Below are 22,180 nucleotides of genomic sequence, written 5' to 3' on the forward strand. Positions count from 1 at the left end.
TGCCGCTACGTGCATGTCGCGCAGGGGTGCGGGAAACGGGCTCAGGCGCCGACGGCGCGACGGTTCAGCAGACGACGCACGTGATCCTCGATCTCGGCGTCGTCGACGTATCCCATGGCCGCGTACGGCGACACCGGCCCGGGAGCCGTGGCGGCGGCGGGACGGGCCGTCTCGATCGGTGTGGGCGCCTGCTGCGCGGCGATCTCGCGCGCGGCCTCCTCGCGCGCCGCGATCCGCAGGGCCTCTCGTGCGAGCTGCTCGTCGACGACGGCGGCGGCACGCGAGCCGGCCGAGGCGACGAGGGGGCGCGGCAGTTCGCGGGGCGTCCACGTGGGGCGGGGCGTCGGCACGAGCGGCACGTCCTGCACCTCGACGACGGGCCGGGCGACGGAGACCGGGGCGGGCCCCGCGTGCACGCGACTCGCCACGACCGAGATGCGCCGCAGGATGATGAGCGCCGCGAAGACGGAGACGGCCCCGGCAATCAACAGGACGGGCGCCGCTCCCCCGATCGCGAGGACGCCGCCGGCGATCGTGGAGGCAAGACCGAGGGCGGCGAAGGTGGTGACCGTCAGGCGGAAACGCCGACGCGTCCGGGCCCGGCGCGCCTCAGGGCGGGCGTGGGCGATCGCACGTTCCGCGTGCGCGCGCTCGACCGCGGCCGCGCGCTCGGCGCGGGCTTTCTCCAGGGCGGCCGCGCGCTCGGCGCGAGCGACCTCGACCGCCGCGACGCGCTCGGCACGAGCGAGGTCGAGGGCGGCGGCGCGCTGCTCCTTGACGACGTCGCGGTCGCGGGCGCTCTCGAGTTTGGCGACCTCGAGCCGGGCCTTTGCGGCTGCGAGCTCGGTCTGCGCTTTCTGGGCCTGCACCTGGCGAGCGAGCTTCTGCTGCTGGAAGGCGGTGCGGGTGGTGAGCTCGAGACGCACCTCGCGAGGTGTCTCGGCCGTTTCGGCGAGTACCCGCAGCGCCTGGTTGAGGCGCACGGCGTTGCGTTCGGCCGACGTGAACCGGTGTCGGCTCTGCCACGACGGCAGCAGGTACACCAGCCAGAGCGCGACCGCGACGAAGACGATCACGCCGCCGCTGAGAACCTGCCCACCCATGCCATAAAGGTAGGTCACCGAGAGATCACACCTCGGCATCCTCCCGCGTGTCGTGCGGGCGAAGATCAGATCCGGTCGGAAGGGGGCACGCGCGCGGCGTCGGGCGGGACCTGACCGCGCTCCCACCGGTCGAGCACCCCGTGCGGCACGTCTTCGCGAACGAGCGCGAAGGAGTAGTGATCCCGCCAGTCGCCGTCGATGTGGATGTACCGCCGGCGAAGCCCTTCGTAGCGGAAGCCGAGCTTCTCGACGATGCGCAGGCTCGCGTGGTTCTCGGGACGGATGCAGATCTCGACCCGGTGCAGGTTGAGCGAAGTGAAGCACAGGTCGGTCGCCATGGCGACGGCGATCGTGGTGATGTTGCGACCGGCGAACGACTCGGCCACCCAGTACCCGATCGTCGCCGAGGCGAGCGACCCGCGCGACACTCCCCAGACGTTCAGCTGACCGGCGACCTCTTCGCGCCACTCCATCACCAGCGGCACGCCGAGGCCGTCACGGTACTGCTGCAGCAGGCGACGGATCCCCAGCCGCATGTCGAACGACACCGGCCCGTCGGGGCTCGTGGCCTCCCAGGGCCGCAGCCACGACCGGTTGTCGATCAGTTGCTGCTGCAGGACGCGCGCGTCGCGGTTGCGGATGAGGCGGATCCCCACCTCGCCGTGCCGTCGCGGGACGGAGAGATCCATAGCCGTGAGCCGGGTCAGAGACCCTGCGCGAACTCCTTGAACCAGGGGCGGAGGGCGGGACCGAGGTCGTCGCGGTCTGCGGCGAGCTGCACGATCGCCTTGATGTAGTCGACACGGTCGCCGGTGTCGTACCGACGTCCGCGGAACACGACGCCGTACACGCCGCCGCCGTCGCCGCCGCCGGTCGCGAGCTCCTCGAGGGCGTCGGTCAGCTGGATCTCGCCGCCCTTGCCGGGCTCGGTGCGCTCGAGGATGTCGAAGACATCGGGGCCCAGCACGTAGCGACCGATGATCGCGAGGTTGGAGGGCGCGTCTTCGGCCTTGGGCTTCTCGACGAGCTGCGTGACCTTGACCACGTCGTCTTCGTCGGTCGCCTCGACAGCGGCCACACCGTAGAGGTGGATGTGGGCGGGGTCGACCTCCATGAGCGCGATGACGGTGGCGCCTCCGCGCTTGTCGTACTCCTCCATCATCTTCGTGAGGAGCGCGTCGCGCTCGTCGATGAGGTCGTCGCCGAGCAGGACAGCGAACGGGTGGTCGCCCACGTGGCTGCGGGCGCGCAGCACCGCGTGGCCCAGGCCCTTGGGCTCGCCCTGGCGCACCATGTGGATGTCGGCGAGGTCGGACGAATGCTCGACCTTGGCGAGCTTGTCGTCGTCGCCCTTCTCGCGCAGCTTCGCCTCGAGCTCGGGCATCGAGTCGAAGTGATTGGCGATGTTGTTCTTGTTGCGGCCGATGATGATGAGCACATCGTCGATGCCGGCGCCCGTGGCCTCTTCGACGACGTACTGGATCGCCGGCTTGTCGACGACCGGCAGCATCTCCTTCGGCATCGCCTTGGTGGCGGGGAGGAAGCGCGTACCGAGACCGGCGGCCGGGATGACGGCCTTGAAGGGCTTATGAGGCATGGGCATACCCTAGCGGGCCGTCGTGACGGCGTTGTGCAGGGAAACGCGGCGAACGACGCGGCATCCCGTTCGCGCAGCCGGTCCGCTGCGCGGACGTAGAATGACCCGCATGCCGGATCGCATCGAGCAGGCCAAGCGGGCTCTCCGCGCCGACCTGCGCGAACGTCGCCAGATCGTCTCCGCCCACGCGCGCGAGACGGCCGAAGCGGGCGTCAAAGAGCAACTCGACGCGCTGGTCGCGCGACTCGGCGCACGCAGCGTCTCCTGCTTCCTGTCGACGCCGACCGAACCGGGCACCCACGCCTTCGTGGCCGGGGCGGTGGAGCGCGGCATCCGGGTCCTCCTGCCGATCACCCGCGAAGACGGTTTGCTCGACTGGAGCGTCGCGACGCCCGACACCGAGATCGCCGAGGGCCTGTTCGGTCTGCCCGAACCGGTCGGCGACGTGCTCGGCCCGATCGCCGTCAACGACGTCGACCTCCTCATCATCCCGGCCGCCGCCGTCGACCAGCGCGGCATGCGCCTGGGCTGGGGGCGCGGCTACTTCGACAAGACCCTCGGCTCCATGGAGAAGTGCCCGCCGGTCTACGCGGTCATCTTCGATTCCGAGCTCATCGACGACGTGCCCCGCGACGTGCACGACCAGCCCGTCACGGGCGTGGTCACCCCCACGCGCACGCTGTCGCTGGCCCCCTCCTCCTGACACACCCGAAGGAACCGTCAATGCCCACCTACTCCTATGCCTGCAAGCAGTGCGGCCACCGTTTCGACGCCGTGCAGTCCTTCTCGGACGCCGCCCTCACCGAATGCCCCGAATGCGGCGGCGAGGTGCGCAAGCAGTACGGGTCGATCGGCGTGACCTTCAACGGCTCCGGCTTCTACCGCACGGACTCCCGCGGCGGCTCCACCGCGAGCACCGGTGGCGGCTCGGGCGGTTCTTCGACATCATCGAAGTCGGAAACGAAGACGTCCGCCCCGTCCTCAGCCTCCTGAGTCCGGGCGGCGTGGCAGAAGGGGAGCCAGCGCATGATCAAAGGATTCAAGGAGTTCATCCTCCGCGGGAACGTCATCGATCTGGCCGTCGCGGTCGTCATCGGTGCGGCGTTCACCGCCATCGTCACCGCCATCGTGCAGGGCCTGATCAATCCGTTGATCGGCTTCCTGTTCCAGGTCGGCGACCTGAGCGACTTCAACGTCTCGGTGCCCACGCTCTCGGGCGGGGTGTCGACGTTCGAGTTCGGCTCGATCGTCGTGGCGATCATCAACTTCCTCGCGGTCGCCGCGATCGTCTACTTCGTGTTCGTCTACCCGATGAACCGCTGGAAGGCCCGGGCCGCCGCGCGCGCCGGCGTCACCGAGGCCGCGACCGAGGAGCCCAAGCTCCCCACCGAGCAGGAGCTGCTCGTGCAGATCCGCGACCTGCTGGAGCGACAGAACCCCAAGGTCTGAACCGGACCGCACAGAACCGCGTCGGGGTACTCCCCCGGCGCGGTTCGACGTCTCCGGCTCAGTAGTGCGGAGGGACGTCGCGCAGCATGCGCTCGTCGTTGGGCCCGGATGCCGCCGGCCTCGCGCCCGTCCCACGCCCGGGGTCGTCCGCGGGTGCGGGTTCGGCGGTCGTGCCCGGTGCCGGCAGCAGACGCGCGCGCCGCGCACCGCGCACCCGTACAACGGGCTGCCGCTCCGCGTGCGCGCCGCTCACCGCGGCGTCGACGCCGGACGGGGGCGCGGTGCCCTCGGCATCCGGCTGCTCATCCATCGGGGTCAGGGCAGGTCGAGCGGCTCGGTCGAGTTCTCGGGGGCCGTGCCGTCGTCGGTCGGGACGCCGAGCAGGCCCGCGATCTTGGATGCCACGCCCGCGGGGTCGCTGTAGAGGTCGAACGCGTGCACGCGCACGTAGTGCCAGCCCAGGCGCCTCAGGATCTGCGGGCGCAGCCGGAGGGTCTCGCGCAGGGACTCGCCGATCGTCTCGGGATCGCTCTCGGCGACGACCGCCTTGCCCTGGTACCGGGCGACGAGCGGGAGCAGGCCGCGGTAGTCGACGTCGACCTCGACGCCGAGGCTGCGCAGCTCTCGCGCGAGGGCCCGCGTGAGGGGGTCGGCGAGGTCTTCGAGGCGGCTCTCGCGACCGCGCGCGGCGACGTTGCCCAGGATGCCCATGAGCGTCGCCGCCCCGTGCTCGAGACGCCCGTCGTCGAAGGCCGACGGACGGATCGACGAGACGATGACCATGGAGCGACGGGCACGGGTCATACCCACCGTGAGCAGACGCTCGCCGTCGGGCGTCGACAGGTCGCCGAAGTCGCTCAGCACGCGCCCGTGACGGGTGAGACCGAAACCGAGCGAGAACACCACGCGGTCGCGGCTCTCGGCCACCGACTCCTCGAGCGTGAGCACGGCGAAGGGCTCCGCGGCATCCCTCGAGACGAACTCCGCGACGTCGGACCGGCCGGCGAGCGCCGCGACGACCGAGGCGCGCACGCGCTCGGCGTGCCGGCGACTGGCCGTCACGACCATGAGCGACTCGGAGGCCCGGTTGACCGCGTGCTCCACGACCAGCGTGACCACGCGGGCCACCTCGGCGTCGGGGCTCTCGACGGCACCGCTGACGGGGTCGGGCGCGCCCACCCCGTTCTCGACGTAGTCGACGCTCAGGCTGCCGCGGCCGAGGTACGAACCGGCCCACGGGAGCGAGACGATCTCGCCGCCGTAGAAGGCGTCGTTGACGAGCTGCGAGAGGTCTTCGCCCCCCGCGCGGTAGCTGCGCGTGAGCGTCTCGACGGGAAGCAGCTCGGCGACGCGCTCGAACACGCTCGTCTGGTCGAAGGGCACCTCGTCGCTCTCGTCGGAGACGGGGGCGATCGACGCGCTCACCCGGAACGGCGTGGGCTTCTGCACCACCGGGTCGCCGAAGAGCACCACCTGACGCGCGCGGCGCAACGCCGGCGTCGCCTCGGCCAGGCACAGGGCCGCGGCGTCGGCGATGATGACCACGTCGAAAGCGAGATCGGTGGGGACGTCGGGCACCTCGTACGGGGACGCCAGCCACACCGGCGCGAGCGTGCGCAGCAGCTGGGGAGCGGCATCCGAGATCTCGTGGGCCGTGTGCAGGCCGTCTTTCAGCACGCGCTTGAGCGCAGCGGCCTCGTCGGCCTGATCGACGATGCCGATGCGCCACTGCGTCGCCAACTGCGCGGCCAGCAGGGGCCCGGCGGCGGCGGCGTGCGCCTCGTCGACGAGGCGGAAGTCGCGTTCGAGACGGTCGACGACGCTCGTGTTGGCACCCAGAAGGGCGCGGTCGGTGCGCAGCAGGTGCTCGAGAGCCGACTGCCACCACGCGAACTCGAGCTCGGCGCCCACCCGTTCCTCGGGGACGTGGCGCACCGACAGCTCGACGAGCAGCTGCTCGAGGCCGAGGCGTGCGAGCTCGGAGCGCAGTTGCGCGCGCTCGACGAGGTTGTCGAAGAAGGTCGACTCGGCCGCGAGACCGGCCAGCGTGCGCACGAGACGCTGCACGGGCAGGGTCGACAGGCGCTCGGAGCCCTGTCGGCCCAGAATCTGATCGAGCTCGCCGAGCAGCGCGTCGGTGCGCTGCCACGCGACGTGCACATCCGCCAGGCCCAGCGGCACCTCGGGGGTGACCCCGGCCTCGACGACGCGCTGCCACTCGGTGCGCTGCTGCTGGATGCGCACCAGAGCCTCGTACATGTCGGGAACGTGGACGCCCGGGCGCACGTACTCCTTCGACAGGCGCTTCAGACGGCGACGGTTGGGGCCGCTCATCGCGGAGGCGTCGCGGCGCGGCGAGTGCGCGTCGATGAGCTCTCCCAGGGGCCGCTCGAAGACGGTGGGACTGAAACGGTCGAGCGACTCGCGGATGCCCTGCAGCAGCCGCAGGTACGAGCCCAGCTCGGACACCGTCTGGAACGGCCGCATCCGCGTCTGGGCGATGAGCTCGTAGCCGCGTTCGAGCAGGCGCGGGACGTCGCTGGTGTGCAGCTTGCCGGCCAGGTCGTGCGCGGCGCGCGCGTCTTCGGTCCGCGTGAAGCTCACGCCGTACCAGGGCGAGTCGTCGGGGCCGAAGCGGAACTCTCCGAGGCGCGCCGCCGTCGCCAGCGCACGAGCGGCCGCGTCTCGACGACCGGCGAGGCGTTCGAGCGTCGTCAGGTCGAAGCGGGTGTCCGCCGAGGGCGCCGGAGACGTGGATGCCAACGACGTCAACGCCCGCAGCACCTCGAGCGCCGAGACGCCCAGGGCCAGATGCGGCTCGGTGACCGCCGAACGGTAGTCGCGCAGCACGGTGCGAAGCCGCACGAGGGCGTCGTCGATCTCGGCGACCTTGGGCTGCTCGGCCTTCTCGTTGCGACCGATCGCCCGGATGAGGTCGCGGCGCACGTGGTGGGGCGAGACGGCCAGACCGGTGAGGCCGACGCCGGCCAAGCGGTGACGGATGCCGTCGAGCGTCGAACGGCGGGCGCTCACGACGAGCACGCGCTTGTTGTCGTGCACGAGCTGACCGATCGCGTTGATGACGGTCTGCGTGCCGCCCGTTCCCGGGAGCGTGTGCACCGCGAGGGAGTGGCCGGCCGCGATGCGGGCGAGCACGCGCTCCTGCTCGGCGTCGGCGTCGAGCAGCAGGGTGTCGGCAGCCGGGGGGCGCTCGTCGGGCCCCACGACGACCGGGTCGTCGCGGCGTACCGTCACGCGGGCGCGATCGTCGGGATGACCGGCGAGCGCGTTCAGCAGCGGGTCGTCGAGGTCCTGGGTGTCGCGGGCCATGCCCGAACCCACGTCGGCGAAGGAGGAGATCACCAGGCGCGGATGCACGACGAAGGTCGGCACGTGGGAGGTGAGGCGACGGATCCGATCGATGACCGGCTGCGGCTTGAACACGCCCTGGTCGTAGGCGAGGGCCGCGAGGGCCGCGCTGTCGATCTGGATCCCGAGGTGCGTGCGGAACGCACGGGCGAGCTCGGGGTTCATCACGAACGCGCCGTGCAGCTTGAGCTCGAAATCGCCGTGATGGCGGCGGATCGCGAGAGGACGCAGCAGCACGGGGGCCGACCATTCGACCCCGCCGATCTTCCACGCGGCCAGACCGACCGCCAGGTGCACGGGCTCGATCCCGCGGGCGGTGCGCAATTCGACGTTCTTCGCGGTGATGCGTTCGGCGGCCATGCGTGCGGTGCGCAGCGCCACCTCGTCGCGGAACAGGTTGGAGAGCATGGTCGCGCGACCGGTGATGAACTGCGGCAGGGACCCGGGGTGGGCCTTGGTGATGTCGATGCCGGCGTCGCGCGCGTCGTCGAAGCGCAGGAGGGTCGAGCGACCGCCGAGAGCGGCGGCCTCGGCGCGGATGCGGTCCCGTTCGGGGTCGGCGACGTGGCGAACGACGATGCCGGGCTCCGACAATCGCAGCTCGCCCGGGTCGACGGACGACACCGTCTCGTCTCCGTCGGCGCCGATCACGGCACCGTCCTCAGCTCGCCACACACCTGCCAGACTAAGCCGGGCACCGCGCGAACGTGCGCAGCGGGAGCGAGTTTCGCGGGAATCGGCGACACGCCGCGTCACCGGCTCTTCCTCCCCAGGGGACGGATCGGCGGGATCCTCCCCCGTTACGCCTCCCGGCCCGGCGGGGCCCCGCGACGGTCACGAGGATGAGCGCATGAACAGAGTCACCAGCACCGACCACGACAGCCCGATCGGGCCGATCCTGCTCACCTTCGTCGACGCCGCGCTCGTGCGCCTCGACGTCGCCCACGAGGGGCTCGACCTCGCTCGCGCCGACATCGCCCGCCGCCTCGGAGTGCTCCCCGAGCCCGATGCGGCGACCGGCGCACCCCTCGTCCGACAGCTCGACGAGTACTTCGCGGGACGACGGCGCTCCTTCGAGGTGGCGCTCGACTGGCGACTGGTCCGTGGTTTCACCCGGGCGGCCCTCGAGGCCGCGATCGACATCCCCTACGGCGAGGTCGCGTCCTACGGCGAGGTCGCCGTCCTGGCCGGTGCGCCCGGCGCCGCCCGCGCCGTCGGCACCGCCTGCGCGTCCTGCCCGTTCTCCATCGTCGTCCCCGTGCACCGGGTGGTGCGGGCCGACGGCGCGATCGGCGAATACGGCGGGCACCCCGAGGTGAAGGAGCACCTGCTCGCCCTCGAGAATGCGGCGGTTCTCGGCGAGGGGCTGCGGGTCGCGCCCTGAGGTCACGGTCGCCCGCGCGAACGACGGTGCCCGGCCCCCGCGGTGAGCGAGGACCGGGGGTCGTCGGTCGGGATGCCGGCCGGTCAGTGATTCGACGCCTTCTCGGCGCCGAAGCCGGTGAGGGAGCGCACGTCCATCTCGGCGGCCTTGCGGGGGTCCTCCGCCCGCCGCGAGGTCACCGAGCCCAGCCATCCGAGGAAGAACCCGAGCGGGATGGAGACGATGCCGGGGTTGTTCAGCGGCCAGATCGCCACGCCCGTGTCAACGAACACACTGGTCGGCGTTCCCCAGAACACCGGCGACAGGAAGATCAGCACGAGGGCCGACCCGAGACCCCCGTACATGCTCCACACCGCACCGCGCGTGGTGAAGCGACGCCAGAACAGCGAGAACAGGATCGTCGGCAGGTTCGCCGACGCCGCCACGGCGAACGCGAGCGCCACCAGGAACGCCACGTTCTGCCCCTGCACGCCGATGCCGCCGAGGATCGCCAGGACCCCGATCACGATGACCGTGCGCCGCGCGACCTTGACCTCGCCGTCGGGCGGCACGTCGCCCTTCTTCACCACGTTGGCGTAGATGTCGTGCGCGAACGACGCCGCTGCGGTGATGGTGAGACCGGCGACCACCGCGAGGATCGTCGCGAAGGCCACCGCCGAGATGAAGCCCAGCAGCAAGGGACCGCCCAGAGCCAGCGCGAGCAGCGGGGCCGCCGCGTTCACGCCGCCGGGGGCGGCGAGGATCGCCTCCGAGCCGACCAGCGCACCGGCGCCGTAACCGAGCACGAGGGTCAGGATGTAGAAGAGACCGATCAACCAGATCGCCCACACCACCGAGCGACGCGCCTCCTTGGCCGTCGGCACCGTGTAGAAGCGCATCAGCACGTGCGGGAGCCCCGCGGTGCCCAGCACGAGGGCGAGGGCGAGCGAGATGAAGTCCCACGGATTCTTGCCGTACTGGAGCCCGGGCGCGAGCACGGCCTCCCCCTTGGGAGAGGCGGCGACCGCGCTCTCGAGGAGGGTGTTGAGATTGAAGCCGTTGATCGCCAGCACCCACACCGTCATGACGAGCGCACCGCCGATGAGCAGGAACGCCTTGACGATCTGCACCCAGGTCGTGCCCTTCATCCCGCCGATGAGCACGTAGACGATCATGAGGATGCCGACCACCGCGACGACGATCGACTGACCGACGCGCTCGGTGATGCCCAGCAGCAGCGACACCAGACCGCCGGCGCCGGCCATCTGCGCGAGCAGGTAGAAGAAGCACACCGCGAGCGTCGTGATCGCCGCGGCCATGCGCACGGGCCGTTCCTTGAGGCGGAACGACAGCACGTCGGCCATGGTGAACTTGCCGGTGTTGCGCATGAGCTCGGCGACCAGCAGCAGGGCGACCAGCCAGGCCACGAGGAAGCCGATCGAGTAGAGGAAGCCGTCGTAGCCGTTGATGGCGATCGCGCCGACGATGCCGAGGAACGACGCCGCCGAGAGATAGTCGCCGGCGATGGCGAAACCGTTCTGCGGACCGGTGAACGAGCGACCGGCCGCGTAGTAGTCGGCGGCGGTCTTGCTGTTGCGACTGGCCCGGATGACGATGAACAGCGTCACGGCGACGAACGCGCCGAAGATCGAGATGTTCAGCACCGGGTTGTTCTCGACCGTCTGCACGGCCGCGTCGATGGTGGCGAGGACGTCGTTCACGACCGACCTCCCTGGGCACGCTCGAGCTCATCGCGCAGCTGTTCGGCACCCGGGTCGAGCTTGCGGTTCGCGTAGGCGACGTAGCCCATGGTGATCGCGAACGTCGTGACGAACTGCCCGAGCCCGAACAGCAGTCCGACGGTGATCGCGCCCGAGACCGACTGGGCCATGAACCCCGGAGCGAACGACGACAGCAGAACGTAGACGAAGTACCAGACGAGGAACGCGACCGCGAGCGGGAAAACGAAGCTGCGCTGCCGCTTCTTCAAGTCCCGGAACGGGGCGGATTCCTCGACCGCGATGTAATCGATCCCGCCCTGGTGGGCTTCGTCGATGCGACGGTCCGTCATGTGGCCTCCTTGCCTCATGAGTGCGGCGCAGCATTGCGCCGACGGGGAGAAGTCCGGGTCAGCCGCGGCTTCGCCGGTGATATGGTCGACGCTACGAAACGCGGCGATGAAGCCGTCACCCCCGGAAGTAGGTACTGCGTGGGAGCCCCTTCCGCTCTTCGAGACGATGCGACGCTCGTGTCGCACGCGGTGGCCGAGCTCGCGCGCCGCACGCACTTCCCCGTCGCCTTCGGCGGCCTCGAGCACGGCGGCGCCGTCCATGTCACGACCATCGTCGGTGCCCGCACCCGCAGCATCGAGGGTCTCGTAGTGCACGCGACGCGCGGTCTCGGCGGTCGCGCCCTGGTGGAACGCCGCCCGCGCATGACACTCGACTACCGCACGTCGCGCTCCATCACGCACGATTACGACCGCGCCATCCTCGGCGAGGGCATCGCCACGCTCTTCGCGGTGCCGGTGCTCGTGGGCGGGGCGGCCCGGGGCGTGCTGTACTGCGGCTCGTGGGCGCAGGCGCCCGTCGGCGAGGTGGAGGCGCGCCCGGCCTTCGACGTCGCCGGCGAACTGGGCACCGAACTGCGTGTGCGCGCCGAGGTCGAGCGACGTCTCGCGAACGCCCCCTCCCCCGAGGGCGGTCTGAGCGCCGGAGCGCGCGAGGAGATCCGCGAGAGCTACGCGCAGCTGCGCAGCATCGCCGCGACCGTGGGAGACGACGGCGTGCGCCGGCGCCTCGAGGACATCGAAGCGCGACTGGCCGCCCTGACCGGCGACGCCCCGACCGCCGCGCCCGACGGCGACATCCACCTCTCCCGCCGCGAGGTCGACGTGCTCGCGTGCGCGGCGGTGGGGTCGACGAACGGCGAGATCGCGGCATCCCTTCACCTGCGCGAGACGACCGTGAAGTCCTACCTCGCCTCGGCGATGGCCAAACTCGACGCCTCGACGCGGCACGCCGCCGTCACCCGCGCGCGTCGCGCCGGGCTGCTGCCCTGACGCCGCGACGGAGCGTGGGAATCCCCTGGCAATGGCCGCGGCAAGTTGAGACGGGGCCGGATTCTCGGCATCGTGGCTGACTCCTGTCGTCGATCAGAGAAGGAGAGTCACCCATGCTGACGCTCACCGAAGAGGCCACGACCGCCGTCAAGACCATCACCGCGCAGTTCCCGGATGCCGCCCACGGCGGCGTCCGCATCGAGGGTGCGGGCACCCCCGAGTCGCAGTTCGCGCTCAGCGTCGTCGACGCCCCCGAGTCCGGAGACGCCGTCGTCGAGAACGCGGGAGCCCGCGTGTTCCTCGACACCGACGCCGCGGCCGTCCTCGACGACCGCGTGCTCGACGCGCAGATCGATCCCGAGCAGGGATCCGTGCAGTTCGCGGTGACCACCGCGAGCTGATCCACGCCGTCGCGTGAACGATGCCCCGGCCGCGTGCCGGGGCATCGTCGTCTCCGCCGGTCAGCCGCGGAAGACGACGATCTCGTCGTTCGCGCGGTCGTAGACGAACTGCAGGGCGGTTTCGGGTGGGAACTCGGTCAGGGAGCGCTCCGGGGTGGTTTCAAGCGGCTCACCGCCCCGAGAACTCCGGCGCCCGCTTCCCCTGGAACGCGGCGAAGCCTTCGCGGTAGTCGGCGGTCGCGGCGAGAGCCGCCTGGGCGCGGTTCTCGAGGGCCATGGCCTCCCACAGGCCGAGACGTTCGTCGCGGATCGCGCTGACGATGCGCTTGCTCGCGCGGAACGCCTGGGTGGGTCCGGCGGCAGCGGTGCGGGCCGCCGAGGCGGCGGCATCCTGGACCTCGTCCGCCGGGAATGCGCGCGAGAAGAGTCCGGCACGAACGGCTTCGGCTCCCGACATCAGCCGGCCCGTGTAGATCAGATCGAGCGTGGCGTGCGCGCCGAGGCGCTCGACGAACAGCGCGTGGCCGCCGGAGTCGAGGGTCGCGCCCAGGGCGGCGAAGGGAGAGCCGATCCGGGCGTCGTCGGCGACGTAGACGACGTCGGTGGCGATGAGCAGGCCCAACCCCACCCCCAGGCACGCCCCGTGGGCCGCGGCGAAGGTCGGCGCGGGGAAGGCCGACATGCGGCGCAGGAGGGGCGCGAGCGTGTCGTCGAGGTACCCCGCGACGTCGTCGGTGCGCGGGTCGACGCCGGAGATGTCGCGCCCGGCGCAGAACGCCTTGCCCTCGCCGCGCAGGAGCACGGCCCGGGCGCCGTCGACCTCGGCCCGGTCGTACGCCGCGGCGAGGTCGCGCAGGTCGTCGAGACCGAGGGCGTTGCGGCGCGCGGGCGCGTCGAGGACGATCTCGGCCACGCCGGCGTCGAGGCGGTAGTCGATCATCGCGGTCACCCGTCGTAGTCGACGCGGACGGCGTCGGAGGTCGGATGCGACTGGCAGGTGAGGACGTACCCGCGCTCGATCTCGTCGGGTTCGAGCGCGTAGTTCTCGGTCATCGACACCGCCCCCTCGACGACGCGGGCGCGGCACGTGCCGCACACACCCCCGGCACAGGCGAAGGGGACGTCGGGGCGGACCCGCAGGGCCGCGGCGAGGATCGTCTCGTTAGCGGCGACGGGGCTGTCGACCGAGGCCGACTGTCCGTCGAGGGTGAAGTCGATGCGGCGGACGGGTTCGTCCTGGCGCACGCGCACCGGGCGGGCTCCCCCGGTCTGCGCGGGCGCGTCGCCCTCTCCCGCGGTGAAGAGCTCGAACCGCACGCGTTCCCGGGCGACCCCCACCTCGGCGAGCGTCTCACGGCAGAGGTCGACGAGGGCGAAGGGACCGCAGAGGAACCACTCGTCGACGGATGCCGGATCGATCAGCCGCGACAGGATGAGGCGCAGACGCTCCTCGTCGATGCGGCCCGAGAACACCGGCGCCGCGCGCTGCTCGCGCGAGAGCACGTGGTGCAGGGTGAGCCGCGAGGGATAGCGGTCCTTGAGGTCGGCGAGCTCGTCGACGAACATGACGTCGGTCGAGGAGCGGTTGGCGTACACGATCGTCAGGCGCGCATCGGCCGAGCGCTCGAGGACGTCGGCGGCGAGCGCCATGATCGGCGTGATCCCCGAGCCGGCGGCGATCGCGACGACGTGCCCCGTCGAGGTCGACGCCTTCGACACGAAGGTGCCCGCCGGGCTCATGACCTCGACCTCGTCGCCCGGGCGGAGTCCCTCGTGCGCCCAGGTCGAGAAGCGCCCGTCGGGGTCGCGCTTGATGCCCACGCTGATCGCGCCGCGTCGGGGCGGCCTGCACAGCGAGTACGAGCGGCGCAGGTCCTCGCCGTCGACCGTGGCGCGCAGGGCGACGTACTGTCCGGGCGCGTAGTCGAAGGCGTCGGCGAGCGCGTCGGGAACGGAGAAGGTCACCTCGATCGCGGTCGGGGTGAGGGGCCGCACGTCGGCGACGCGCAGGGTGTGGAACCGGGCGCGGGCGCGACCGCCCGTAGAGCGGACCGCGCCGAGGGTCGAGGCCGGACCATCCGCGGCGGCCGGGGTCGTGGCATCCGTCATCGTCATCAGAGGGCCTTGAAGTGGTCGAAGGGTTCGAGGCAGGCGCGGCACTCCCACAGCGACTTGCACGAGGTGGAGCCGAAGCGCGAGACCTCGCGGGTGTCGAGGGAGCCGCAGCGGGGGCACGAAACGCTCAGCTTCAGACGGATGGGACCCGCGGGAGCGCGCCCGGTGGGCGGGGCGATGCCGTACGCGGTGAGCTTGCGGCGGCCCTCGTCGCTCATCCAGTCGGTCGTCCACGCGGGCGTGAGGGTGGTCTTCACCACGGCGTCGTCGAAGCCGGCCGAGGTGAGGGCCAGCACGATGTCGTCGCGGATCGCCTCGACGGCGGGGCACCCCGAGTAGGTCGGGGTGATCGTCACGGTGACGGTGTCGCCGTCGAGACGCACGTCGCGCAGGACCCCGAGGTCGTCGATGGTGAGCACCGGCACCTCGGGGTCGACGACGGCGGCGGCGACCTCGCGGGCGCGCTCGACGCTCACCATGTCGCCCCCGGGTGCCGGCGGGCGAGCACCTGCATCTCGGCGAGGAGCGGCCCGAAGGACGGGTGATGCGCGCCGCGGCGTCCCCCGGCGGACGAGCCCGGAAGGGTCGGGACGGGGACGTCCTCCTCCGCGAGCACCGCGGTGAGGACGTCCTCGACGCGTGCGCGGAGCGCCGAGGGTCGCACGACGACGCCGCCGAGCCGATCGTGCAAGGGCTCGTCGCGGAAGAGCTCGTCGAGGTACGGCCACGTGTCGTCGAGGGCGACGAGGAACCGCCGCCGAGACTCCTCGGTGCCGCCGGCGAGACGCAGCGTCCACTGCACGGCGTGGTCGCGGTGGTAGTCGACTTCCTTCTCCGCCTTGGCGGCGACCGCGGCGAGAACCGGATCGGTGGATGCCGTGAGGTCGCGGTAGAGCTCGAGGAGGTACGCGGAGGCCAGGAGCTGGCGCGCGATGGTGTGGGCGAAGTCGCCGTTCGGCAGCTCGAAGAGCCAGGCGCTGCGGAACTCCGGTTCGTCGCGCCAGTAGGCGAGGTCGTCCTCGCTGCGACCGTCGTGCGACCCCGCGTAGCGCAGGAGCGAGCGGGCGTGACCGAGCAGGTCGAGAGCGATGTTGCCGAGGGCCACGTCCTCCTCGAGCTCGGGAGCGCGGGCGATCCACCCGCAGAGGTTCTGCGCGAGGATCAGCGCGTCGTCGCCGAGCTGCAGGGCGTATGCGGCGACGTCGGGGTCGGTGGCCCGGTCCTCTCCCCCGGCGAGCTCGGCGGAGAGCTCGCGGGCGTCGAGCGAGACGTCGCCGTGCGGGTCGGTGGCTTCGACAGGCTCAGCCACCGACGCTGCATGAGGTCCCTGAGCCTGTCGAAGGGATAGAGACCCCGCGCCGGGGGCTTCGACAGGCTCAGCCACCGGTGCTGCGCCGTGTTCGATCGAGGTGCTCACAGGTGCGGCACCCCCTCGGACGCGGTGTAGTACACCGCGTGGCGGTAGTTCTTGCCCGCGGGCGACTCGAAGAAGGCGCCCTTCTGTCCCGGATCGCTCGTGGTCACGGCATCCGAGGGGACGACCCAGACCGACACGCCCTCACCGCGGCGCGTGTAGAGGTCGCGCGCGTTGCGGACGGCGAGCTCGGCATCGGGGGCGTGGAGCGATCCGACGTGCACGTGGCTCAGGCCGCGGTTCGCGCGCACGAACACCTCCCACAGAGGCCAGGTCTCGGCGGGGCTGCTCCCGGGCGTGGCCATCAGGCGACCGCCTTCGCGCTCTTCTTCGCCGCGTACGCCGCGGCGGCCTCGCGCACCCAGGCGCCCTCTTCGTGCGCGTCGCGGCGATGCTGGCGGCGCATCGTATTGAGCGGGCCACGGCCGGCGAGCACCTCGTGGAACTCGCTCCAGTCGATCTCGCCCATGTCGTACTCGCCCGTCTCGTCGTTGAAACGCAGGTCGGGATCGGGAAGGGTCACGCCCAGCACCGCGGCCTGGGGGACGAGCATCGACACGAAGCGCTGGCGCAGCTCGTCGTTGCTGAAGCGCTTGATGTTCCAGGCCATCGACTGCGCCGAGTTGGGCGAGTCGTCGTCGGGGGGCCCGAACATCATCAGGCTCGGCCAGTACCAGCGGTTCACGGCGTCCTGCGCCATCTCGCGTTGGGCGTCGGTGCCCTGCATGAGGGTGAGGAGGATCTCGAAGCCCTGGCGCTGGTGGAACGACTCCTCCTTGCAGATGCGGACCATCGCCCGGCCGTACGGGCCGTACGACGCCCGGCACAACGGCACCTGGTTGCAGATCGCGGCGCCGTCGACGAGCCAGCCGATCGCGCCCATGTCGGCCCAGGTCGGGGTCGGGTAGTTGAAGATCGACGAGTACCGCGCCTTGCCGTCGACGAGTTGCTGCGTCATCTCGTCTCGGGTGATGCCGAGGGTCTGCGCGGCGGAGTAGAGGTAGAGGCCGTGGCCGGCCTCGTCCTGCACCTTCGCCAGCAGGATCGACTTGCGCTTGAGGCTGGGCGCCCGAGTGATCCACGCCCCCTCCGGCTGCATGCCGATGATCTCGGAGTGCGCGTGCTGGGAGATCTGTCGGATCAGAGTGCGGCGGTACCCCTCCGGCATCCAGTCGCGCGGCTCGATCCGGCCGTCGGCCTCGATGAGGGCGTCGAACATCGCCTCGCCGTCGAGGGCGTCCGTGGGGGGTGCGGTCATCGTCATCGTCGACTCCTTTTACAGACCGATCGTTCAGTAAAGTGTATCCGCCACCGCGCGACCCCGCAACGGGTCGACGCCGCAGCCGCTCGCGAGGACGCAGACGCCCGCCGAGACCGCACCGCATCAGCGTGGAACGGGTGCGGTCTCGCCGACGGAATGCGTCCTCGACGTTCCGGCGCGGGGTGGCGGGTCAGCGCAGGTCGTAGACGCGCTTGTACTTACCCTCGCTGCGGGGCAGCGCGCCGGGCTCCTCGACGCGGACGTCGACCGTCGTGCCGATCAGCACCTTGATGCGCTGCTGCAGCACCACCCCCGCCGCCTCGCAGACCTCGCGCTCCAGGGCCGGATGCCGTTCGATGCGGACGGTCATGGCATCCATACGCCCGTCCTTGCGCAGCTCGAGGACGAAGTGGGGCGTGAGCTTCTCGATGCCGAGCACGATCTCCTCGATCTGCGTCGGGAAGAGGTTCACGCCGCGCAGGATGATCATGTCGTCGTTGCGGCCGGTGATCTTCTCGATGCGCCGCATCGCGGGGAACGCGGTGCCGGGCTGCAACCGGGTGAGGTCGCGGGTGCGGTAGCGGATGACCGGGAACGCCTCCTTGGTGAGGGAGGTGAACACCAGCTCGCCGAGCTCGCCGTCGGCGACGGGCGCACCCGTGTCTCCGTCGATCGTCTCGGGGAGGAAGTGGTCCTCCCAGATGTGCGGGCCGTCCTTCGTGAGGGCGCTCTCGGATGCCACGCCCGGGCCCATCACCTCGCTGAGGCCGTAGATGTCGACGGCGACGATGTCGAGGCGACGCTCGATCTCGCGGCGCATCTCGTTCGTCCACGGCTCGGCGCCGAGCACGGCGACACGGAGCGACGTGGATCGCGGGTCGACGCCCGCCGCCTCGAGCGCGTCGGCGATCGTGAGGAGGTAGCTCGGCGTGCAGAGGATGGCATCCGGTTCGAAGTCCTGGATGAGCTGCGCCTGCCGCGCCGTCTGCCCACCCGAGATGGGGATGACGGTCGCGCCGAGGCGCTCGATGCCCGCGTGCGCGCCGAGGCCCCCGGTGAACAGGCCGTAGCCGTAGGCGTTGTGCACGCGATCGCCCGCGCGGATGCCCGCGGCGCTCAGCGAACGCGCGACGAGGTCGGCCCACCGGTCGAGGTCGCCGGCGGTGTAGCCGACGACCGTCGGACGCCCGGTCGTGCCCGAGGAGGCGTGGATGCGACGGACATCGGGCATGGGCACCGCGAACATGCCGAAGGGGTAGGTCTCGCGCAGGTCGGCCTTCGTCGTGAAGGGCAATAGGCGGATGTCCTCGAGGCTGCGGATGTCGTCGGGCTGGACACCGGCCTCGTCGAACTTCCGGCGGTACAGCGCGACGTTCTCGTAGGCGTGCCGCACCGTCCACTGCAGGCGCTCGAGCTGCAGCGCGCGCAAGCCCTCGAGAGGGATGCCGGTGGGATCGACGGATGCCAGGAAATCGGCGCGCGAGGGAACGGTCATGGTCATCGAGACACCTCCGTGGTGGGGAGCGCTTCCTCGCGCTCGGGGTTGTTCGCGGGGCGGGGGCCGGAGGCTTCGATGGGCTCAGCCACCGGCCCAACCGAGGTCCCTGAGCCTGTCGAAGGGACCGGGCGCACTACGGCACGGGGGCCGGAGGCTTCGACAGGCTCAGCCACCGGCCCAACCGAGGCCCCTGCCACGGTGGAGGTCCCTGAGCCTGTCGAAGGGACCGGGGGCGTCGCCGGCGGCCGTCGATCCGTCGTGATGCTGCGGCCGCGCACCTCGGCGACGAGGTCGCCCGTCTCATCGGTCACGCGGATGTCGTACAGACCCGTCCGTCCGCTGCGCGCGCGGCGCTGGGCGGTCGCGGTGAGGATCTGCCCCGACGTCGTCGACTTCAGAAACGTGATGTCGGCGCCGCCCGCGACCGTCACCCGCTCGTCCTCGTTGCACGCGATCGCGAACGCGGTGTCGGCGAGGGTGAACACGAGCCCGCCGTGGGTGATGGCGAAGCCGTTGAGCATGTCGTCGCGCACCGTCATCGACACGCGCGACTCCCCCGGTGCATCGTGCTCGACGACCATGCCGAGCATCGCCGACGCCCGGTCGCGCTGCATCATCGGCCGCAGGCTCATGCGAGCGCTCCCGCGGGCTGGGCGGCCCGCTCCGCGACGGGCACCCCGGCCGGGGCCCACGTCTTCGCGACAAGCGTTAGCACGTCGTACTGCGCGACGATCTCGTCGTCCTGGTTGCGGATCACGGCATCCCACCGCACCTCGCCGTACTCGTCGGTCTCGCGCGGGGTGATCTGCTTGGCGGTGAGGGCGACCCGGATGCGGTCGCCGGGCGAGACCGGGGTGACGAAGCGGAGGTTCTCCAGCCCCGAATTCGCCAGCACCGGACCGGGATCGGGATCGACGAACAGCCCGGCCGCCCACGACACGAGCAGGTACCCGTGCGCGACGCGCCCCGGGAAGAAGGGGTTCGCCGCGGCAGACTCCTCGTCCATGTGGGCGTAGAACGTGTCGCCGGTGAATCTCGCGAACACCTCGATGTCATCGAGGGTGACCTGCCGCTCGGCCGACTCCACGGCATCCCCGATGCGAAGCTCCGAGAGGGGCTTGCGGAACGGGTGCGTGCCGACCGAGTCGGTGTCGGCTCCCGGATGCCAGATCCCGGTGAGCGCGGTCAGGATGCGGGGCGACCCCTGGATCGCCGTGCGCTGCATGTAATGGAGCACCGAGCGGATGCCGCCGAGCTCTTCGCCGCCGCCGGCGCGGCCGGGGCCGCCGTGCACGAGGTGCGGCACCGGGGCGCCGTGGCCGGTCGAGGTGCGGGCGTCGTCGCGGTCGAGGAACAGCACGCGACCGTTCATCGCCCCCATGCGGGTCAGCAGTTCGGTCGCGACGTCGGGGTCGTGGGTCGCGACGCTCGTGACGAGCGAGCCGCCGCCCCGCGTCACGATGGCCGCCGCCTCGGCGACGTCGGCGTACTCGACGATGCTCGCGACCGGGCCGAACGCCTCGATCTCGTTGACCGCCGGGGTCGCGGCATCCGCGAACGACAGGAGCATCGGCTGGAGGAACGCACCCTCGCTGGCGACCCCCTCGGGGGCCTCGGTCGATCCGACGACGAACCGTCCGCCGGCCTCCTCGAGCGCCCGCACTTGCCGCAGCACCTCGTCGCGCTGCTCGAGGGACACGACGGGCCCCATCGTCACGCCCTCGGCGCGCGGGTCGCCGATGACCACGCGCTCGGCGATCTTCGCGCGGAGCGCCTCGGCCACGGCATCCGTGGTCCCCGCCGGCACGATCGCGCGACGGATCGCGGTGCACTTCTGGCCCGCCTTCGTCGTCATCTCGACGAGCAGCTGCTTGACGTACGCGTCGAACTCGGGCGTGCCCGGCACGGCGTCGGGGCCCAGGATCGAGGCGTTGATCGAGTCGGTCTCACTCGTGAAGCGCACACCGGGCTTCGCGTGGGCGCGCAGCCGCTCGGCGGTCGAGGCGCTGCCGGTGAACCCGACGGTGTCGCCGAGCTCGAGCAGATCGAAGAGCCCCGGGACGCTTCCGCTGACCAGCTGCAGCGAGCCTTCCGGCAGCAGGCCCGTTTCGACGACCATCCGCACCCACGCCTCGGCGACGTACGCCGTGGGGGTCGCGGGCTTGACGATCGTGGGGAGGCCCGCGAGGAAGGCGGGGGCGAACTTCTCGAGCGCGCCCCACATCGGGAAATTGAAGGCGTTGATCTGCACCGCCACGCCGGGAAGGCGCGTGTAGACGTGCCGGCCGAGGAACGAGCCGTCCTTCGACAGCGGCTCGATCGGGCCGTCGAGCACGACCTTCCCGGCCGGGAGCTCGCGCCGCGCCTTCGACGAGAAGGTGAAGAGCACGCCGATGCCGCCGTCGATGTCGCTGAGCGAGTCGCGGCGCGTCGAACCCGAGCGCTCGGATAGGGCGTAGAGCTCCTCTCGGCGCTCGTTCAGCGCGATCGCGAGGTTCTTCAGCACCATCGCGCGCTGATGGAACGTGAGGACGCCGAGGCTCTTCTGGCCCGTCTCGCGGGCGTAGGCGACCGCTCCCGCCAGATCGAGTCCCCTCGTGCTCACCCGCACGATCTCCTCGCCGGTCGAGGCGTCACGCACGATCGCGGCGTCGGGATCGCTCTCCGGTGCCCACCAGGCCCCGTTCACGTAGCTGGGGAGAAACGTCATCATGCGCTCCATTCGTAGAATCCGCGGCCGGTCTTGCGGCCCAGGTGCCCCTGGGCGACGAGCTCTCGCAGCAGCGCGGGCGGGGTGAAGCGCGCGCCGAACGCACGCTCGAGTTCTTCGGCGATGCCCAGGCGCACGTCGAGACCGACGACGTCGGTCGTGCGCAGGGGGCCCATCGGATGCCGGTACCCCAACTCCATCGCCGTGTCGATGTCGTGCGCCGAGGCGACGCCCTCTTCGAGCATGCGGATCGCCTCGAGCCCGAGGGCGACGCCGAGGCGGCTCGACGCGAAGCCCGGCGCGTCGCGCACGACGACGGCGGTCTTGCCGATGGCCTCGACCCAGTGCACGGCGTCATCGACGACCTGCGGGGCAGTGCGGGCCCCGGTGACGACCTCGACCAGTGCCGACGCGGGCACGGGGTTGAAGAAGTGCAGGCCCAGGAGGCGCTCAGGCCGGGCGAGCGATGCGGCGAGCGCGTCGATCGAGATCGAGGAGGTGTTGGATGCCACGACCGTTCCGGCGTCGACGACGGCCTCGATGCGCGCGAGGGCGTCGAGCTTGAGAGCCCGGTCCTCCGGGACGGCCTCGATGACGAGGCCCGCGTCGGCGAACACGGCCGTGTCGGTGCCCGTGGTGAGGGCGTCGCCATCCGGGACCGTCGCGCCCTTCTGCGCCGAACGGGTCAGCGCCGTCTGGACGCGGTCACGGGCGGCCGCCGCGGCCTCGGCGTCGCGCTCGACCACGTGCACGCAGGCGCCGGCGAGCAGGAACGCGTGCGCGATCCCGGCGCCCATGCGGCCGCCGCCGAGCACGCCGACGGTGGCGGGGAGAGATGC

General features: G+C 71.3%; 23 protein-coding genes. 6 read left to right on the forward strand and 17 right to left on the reverse strand.

Going from position 1 to position 22,180, the window contains the following annotated elements:
- Nucleotides 1-41: 41 nt before the first annotated feature.
- From Q9R20_RS15530 to galU, 3 genes are read right to left on the reverse strand one after another with little or no spacing between them, the layout of a single operon-like run.
- Nucleotides 42-1,121 (reverse strand): large exoprotein, encoded by a 1,080-nt coding sequence (locus Q9R20_RS15530; protein ID WP_311250183.1) that lies wholly within the window; start codon nucleotides 1,119-1,121, stop codon nucleotides 42-44.
- 47 nt (nucleotides 1,122-1,168) lie between these two features.
- Nucleotides 1,169-1,792 (reverse strand): GNAT family protein, encoded by a 624-nt coding sequence (locus Q9R20_RS15535; protein WP_311250184.1) that lies wholly within the window; start codon nucleotides 1,790-1,792, stop codon nucleotides 1,169-1,171.
- A 14-nt stretch (nucleotides 1,793-1,806) separates the two neighbouring features.
- Complete coding sequence (galU, locus tag Q9R20_RS15540; RefSeq protein WP_311250185.1) at nucleotides 1,807-2,700, reverse strand: UTP--glucose-1-phosphate uridylyltransferase GalU; 894 nt, start codon at nucleotides 2,698-2,700, stop codon at nucleotides 1,807-1,809.
- A 109-nt stretch (nucleotides 2,701-2,809) separates the two neighbouring features.
- On the opposite strand from galU, the gene Q9R20_RS15545 reads away from it, so the two are divergent.
- The 3 genes from Q9R20_RS15545 to mscL are packed head-to-tail and all read left to right on the forward strand — an operon-like array spanning nucleotide 2,810 to nucleotide 4,149.
- On the forward strand, nucleotides 2,810-3,403 hold the full coding sequence (locus Q9R20_RS15545) for a 5-formyltetrahydrofolate cyclo-ligase (RefSeq protein WP_311250186.1): 594 nt from the start codon (nucleotides 2,810-2,812) through the stop codon (nucleotides 3,401-3,403).
- Nucleotides 3,404-3,423: 20 nt separating this feature from the next.
- Nucleotides 3,424-3,693, forward strand: coding sequence for an FmdB family zinc ribbon protein (locus Q9R20_RS15550; protein WP_311250187.1), 270 nt, complete (start codon nucleotides 3,424-3,426; stop codon nucleotides 3,691-3,693).
- 33 nt (nucleotides 3,694-3,726) lie between these two features.
- Entirely contained in the window at nucleotides 3,727-4,149 is a 423-nt protein-coding gene (gene mscL, locus Q9R20_RS15555; RefSeq protein WP_311250188.1) for a large conductance mechanosensitive channel protein MscL, read from the forward strand.
- Between the two features lie 58 nt (nucleotides 4,150-4,207).
- Here mscL and Q9R20_RS15560 read toward each other — a convergent pair whose 3' ends face one another.
- Entirely contained in the window at nucleotides 4,208-4,459 is a 252-nt protein-coding gene (locus Q9R20_RS15560; protein ID WP_311250189.1) for a hypothetical protein, read from the reverse strand.
- A 5-nt stretch (nucleotides 4,460-4,464) separates the two neighbouring features.
- The gene (locus Q9R20_RS15565) at nucleotides 4,465-8,169 is read right to left on the reverse strand and encodes an AAA family ATPase (RefSeq protein WP_311250190.1); all 3,705 of its coding nucleotides are present in this window, start codon (nucleotides 8,167-8,169) and stop codon (nucleotides 4,465-4,467) included.
- Nucleotides 8,170-8,368: 199 nt separating this feature from the next.
- On the opposite strand from Q9R20_RS15565, the gene Q9R20_RS15570 reads away from it, so the two are divergent.
- Nucleotides 8,369-8,902: a methylated-DNA--[protein]-cysteine S-methyltransferase gene (locus Q9R20_RS15570; protein WP_311250191.1), complete on the forward strand. Its 534-nt coding sequence runs from the start codon at nucleotides 8,369-8,371 to the stop codon at nucleotides 8,900-8,902.
- A gap of 83 nt (nucleotides 8,903-8,985) precedes the next feature.
- Here Q9R20_RS15570 and Q9R20_RS15575 read toward each other — a convergent pair whose 3' ends face one another.
- On the reverse strand, nucleotides 8,986-10,602 hold the full coding sequence (locus tag Q9R20_RS15575) for a sodium:solute symporter family transporter (protein WP_311250192.1): 1,617 nt from the start codon (nucleotides 10,600-10,602) through the stop codon (nucleotides 8,986-8,988).
- On the reverse strand, nucleotides 10,599-10,952 hold the full coding sequence (locus Q9R20_RS15580; protein WP_311250193.1) for a DUF485 domain-containing protein: 354 nt from the start codon (nucleotides 10,950-10,952) through the stop codon (nucleotides 10,599-10,601). The genes Q9R20_RS15575 and Q9R20_RS15580 overlap by 4 nt, the downstream gene beginning before the upstream one ends.
- Nucleotides 10,953-11,090: 138 nt before the next feature.
- On the opposite strand from Q9R20_RS15580, the gene Q9R20_RS15585 reads away from it, so the two are divergent.
- On the forward strand, nucleotides 11,091-11,942 hold the full coding sequence (locus Q9R20_RS15585) for a LuxR C-terminal-related transcriptional regulator (protein ID WP_311250194.1): 852 nt from the start codon (nucleotides 11,091-11,093) through the stop codon (nucleotides 11,940-11,942).
- Nucleotides 11,943-12,055: 113 nt separating this feature from the next.
- On the forward strand, nucleotides 12,056-12,343 hold the full coding sequence (locus Q9R20_RS15590) for a Fe-S cluster assembly protein HesB (RefSeq protein WP_311250195.1): 288 nt from the start codon (nucleotides 12,056-12,058) through the stop codon (nucleotides 12,341-12,343).
- 169 nt (nucleotides 12,344-12,512) lie between these two features.
- On the opposite strand, the gene Q9R20_RS15595 is transcribed toward Q9R20_RS15590, so the two are convergent.
- From Q9R20_RS15595 to Q9R20_RS15640, 10 genes are all read right to left on the reverse strand, one after another.
- Nucleotides 12,513-13,283 (reverse strand): enoyl-CoA hydratase/isomerase family protein, encoded by a 771-nt coding sequence (locus Q9R20_RS15595; RefSeq protein ID WP_311250214.1) that lies wholly within the window; start codon nucleotides 13,281-13,283, stop codon nucleotides 12,513-12,515.
- Nucleotides 13,284-13,288: 5 nt separating this feature from the next.
- The gene (gene paaE / locus Q9R20_RS15600) at nucleotides 13,289-14,458 is read right to left on the reverse strand and encodes a 1,2-phenylacetyl-CoA epoxidase subunit PaaE (protein WP_311250196.1); all 1,170 of its coding nucleotides are present in this window, start codon (nucleotides 14,456-14,458) and stop codon (nucleotides 13,289-13,291) included.
- Complete coding sequence (gene paaD, locus Q9R20_RS15605) at nucleotides 14,458-14,937, reverse strand: 1,2-phenylacetyl-CoA epoxidase subunit PaaD (RefSeq protein ID WP_311250197.1); 480 nt, start codon at nucleotides 14,935-14,937, stop codon at nucleotides 14,458-14,460. Before paaD ends, paaE begins: the two co-directional genes overlap by 1 nt.
- Complete coding sequence (gene paaC, locus Q9R20_RS15610; protein ID WP_311250198.1) at nucleotides 14,931-15,767, reverse strand: 1,2-phenylacetyl-CoA epoxidase subunit PaaC; 837 nt, start codon at nucleotides 15,765-15,767, stop codon at nucleotides 14,931-14,933. The genes paaD and paaC overlap by 7 nt, the downstream gene beginning before the upstream one ends.
- Before the next feature lie 104 nt (nucleotides 15,768-15,871).
- Nucleotides 15,872-16,177: a 1,2-phenylacetyl-CoA epoxidase subunit PaaB gene (gene paaB, locus Q9R20_RS15615; RefSeq protein ID WP_311250199.1), complete on the reverse strand. Its 306-nt coding sequence runs from the start codon at nucleotides 16,175-16,177 to the stop codon at nucleotides 15,872-15,874.
- Complete coding sequence (paaA, locus tag Q9R20_RS15620) at nucleotides 16,177-17,136, reverse strand: 1,2-phenylacetyl-CoA epoxidase subunit PaaA (RefSeq protein WP_311250200.1); 960 nt, start codon at nucleotides 17,134-17,136, stop codon at nucleotides 16,177-16,179. Before paaA ends, paaB begins: the two co-directional genes overlap by 1 nt.
- 187 nt (nucleotides 17,137-17,323) lie before the next feature.
- Nucleotides 17,324-18,634, reverse strand: a complete 1,311-nt coding sequence (gene paaK / locus Q9R20_RS15625) for a phenylacetate--CoA ligase PaaK (protein WP_396653702.1) — start codon at nucleotides 18,632-18,634, stop codon at nucleotides 17,324-17,326.
- Nucleotides 18,631-19,248, reverse strand: coding sequence for a hydroxyphenylacetyl-CoA thioesterase PaaI (gene paaI, locus Q9R20_RS15630; RefSeq protein ID WP_311250201.1), 618 nt, complete (start codon nucleotides 19,246-19,248; stop codon nucleotides 18,631-18,633). Before paaI ends, paaK begins: the two co-directional genes overlap by 4 nt.
- Nucleotides 19,249-19,259: 11 nt before the next feature.
- Nucleotides 19,260-21,344: a phenylacetic acid degradation bifunctional protein PaaZ gene (gene paaZ, locus Q9R20_RS15635; RefSeq protein ID WP_311250202.1), complete on the reverse strand. Its 2,085-nt coding sequence runs from the start codon at nucleotides 21,342-21,344 to the stop codon at nucleotides 19,260-19,262.
- Nucleotides 21,341-22,138 (reverse strand): 3-hydroxyacyl-CoA dehydrogenase family protein, encoded by a 798-nt coding sequence (locus tag Q9R20_RS15640; RefSeq protein WP_396653703.1) that lies wholly within the window; start codon nucleotides 22,136-22,138, stop codon nucleotides 21,341-21,343. The genes paaZ and Q9R20_RS15640 overlap by 4 nt, the downstream gene beginning before the upstream one ends.
- Nucleotides 22,139-22,180: the final 42 nt, after the last annotated feature.

The organism is Microbacterium sp. PRF11 (assembly GCF_031844085.1).
GTDB lineage: Bacteria > Actinomycetota > Actinomycetes > Actinomycetales > Microbacteriaceae > Microbacterium.

Coding starts and splice junctions, on each gene's coding strand:
- Q9R20_RS15535 (WP_311250184.1), bottom strand. CDS start 1,792: ATGGATCTCTCCGTCCCGCGACGGCACGGCGAGGTGGGGATCCGCCTC.
- galU (WP_311250185.1), bottom strand. CDS start 2,700: ATGCCTCATAAGCCCTTCAAGGCCGTCATCCCGGCCGCCGGTCTCGGT.
- Q9R20_RS15545 (WP_311250186.1), top strand. CDS start 2,810: ATGCCGGATCGCATCGAGCAGGCCAAGCGGGCTCTCCGCGCCGACCTG.
- Q9R20_RS15550 (WP_311250187.1), top strand. CDS start 3,424: ATGCCCACCTACTCCTATGCCTGCAAGCAGTGCGGCCACCGTTTCGAC.
- mscL (WP_311250188.1), top strand. CDS start 3,727: ATGATCAAAGGATTCAAGGAGTTCATCCTCCGCGGGAACGTCATCGAT.
- Q9R20_RS15560 (WP_311250189.1), bottom strand. CDS start 4,459: ATGGATGAGCAGCCGGATGCCGAGGGCACCGCGCCCCCGTCCGGCGTC.
- Q9R20_RS15570 (WP_311250191.1), top strand. CDS start 8,369: ATGAACAGAGTCACCAGCACCGACCACGACAGCCCGATCGGGCCGATC.
- Q9R20_RS15580 (WP_311250193.1), bottom strand. CDS start 10,952: ATGACGGACCGTCGCATCGACGAAGCCCACCAGGGCGGGATCGATTAC.
- Q9R20_RS15590 (WP_311250195.1), top strand. CDS start 12,056: ATGCTGACGCTCACCGAAGAGGCCACGACCGCCGTCAAGACCATCACC.
- Q9R20_RS15595 (WP_311250214.1), bottom strand. CDS start 13,283: ATGATCGACTACCGCCTCGACGCCGGCGTGGCCGAGATCGTCCTCGAC.
- paaE (WP_311250196.1), bottom strand. CDS start 14,458: ATGACGATGACGGATGCCACGACCCCGGCCGCCGCGGATGGTCCGGCC.
- paaD (WP_311250197.1), bottom strand. CDS start 14,937: ATGGTGAGCGTCGAGCGCGCCCGCGAGGTCGCCGCCGCCGTCGTCGAC.
- paaB (WP_311250199.1), bottom strand. CDS start 16,177: ATGGCCACGCCCGGGAGCAGCCCCGCCGAGACCTGGCCTCTGTGGGAG.
- paaA (WP_311250200.1), bottom strand. CDS start 17,136: ATGACGATGACCGCACCCCCCACGGACGCCCTCGACGGCGAGGCGATG.
- paaK (WP_396653702.1), bottom strand. CDS start 18,634: ATGACCATGACCGTTCCCTCGCGCGCCGATTTCCTGGCATCCGTCGAT.
- paaI (WP_311250201.1), bottom strand. CDS start 19,248: ATGATGCAGCGCGACCGGGCGTCGGCGATGCTCGGCATGGTCGTCGAG.
- paaZ (WP_311250202.1), bottom strand. CDS start 21,344: ATGATGACGTTTCTCCCCAGCTACGTGAACGGGGCCTGGTGGGCACCG.
- Q9R20_RS15640 (WP_396653703.1), bottom strand. CDS start 22,138: ATGGGCGCCGGGATCGCGCACGCGTTCCTGCTCGCCGGCGCCTGCGTG.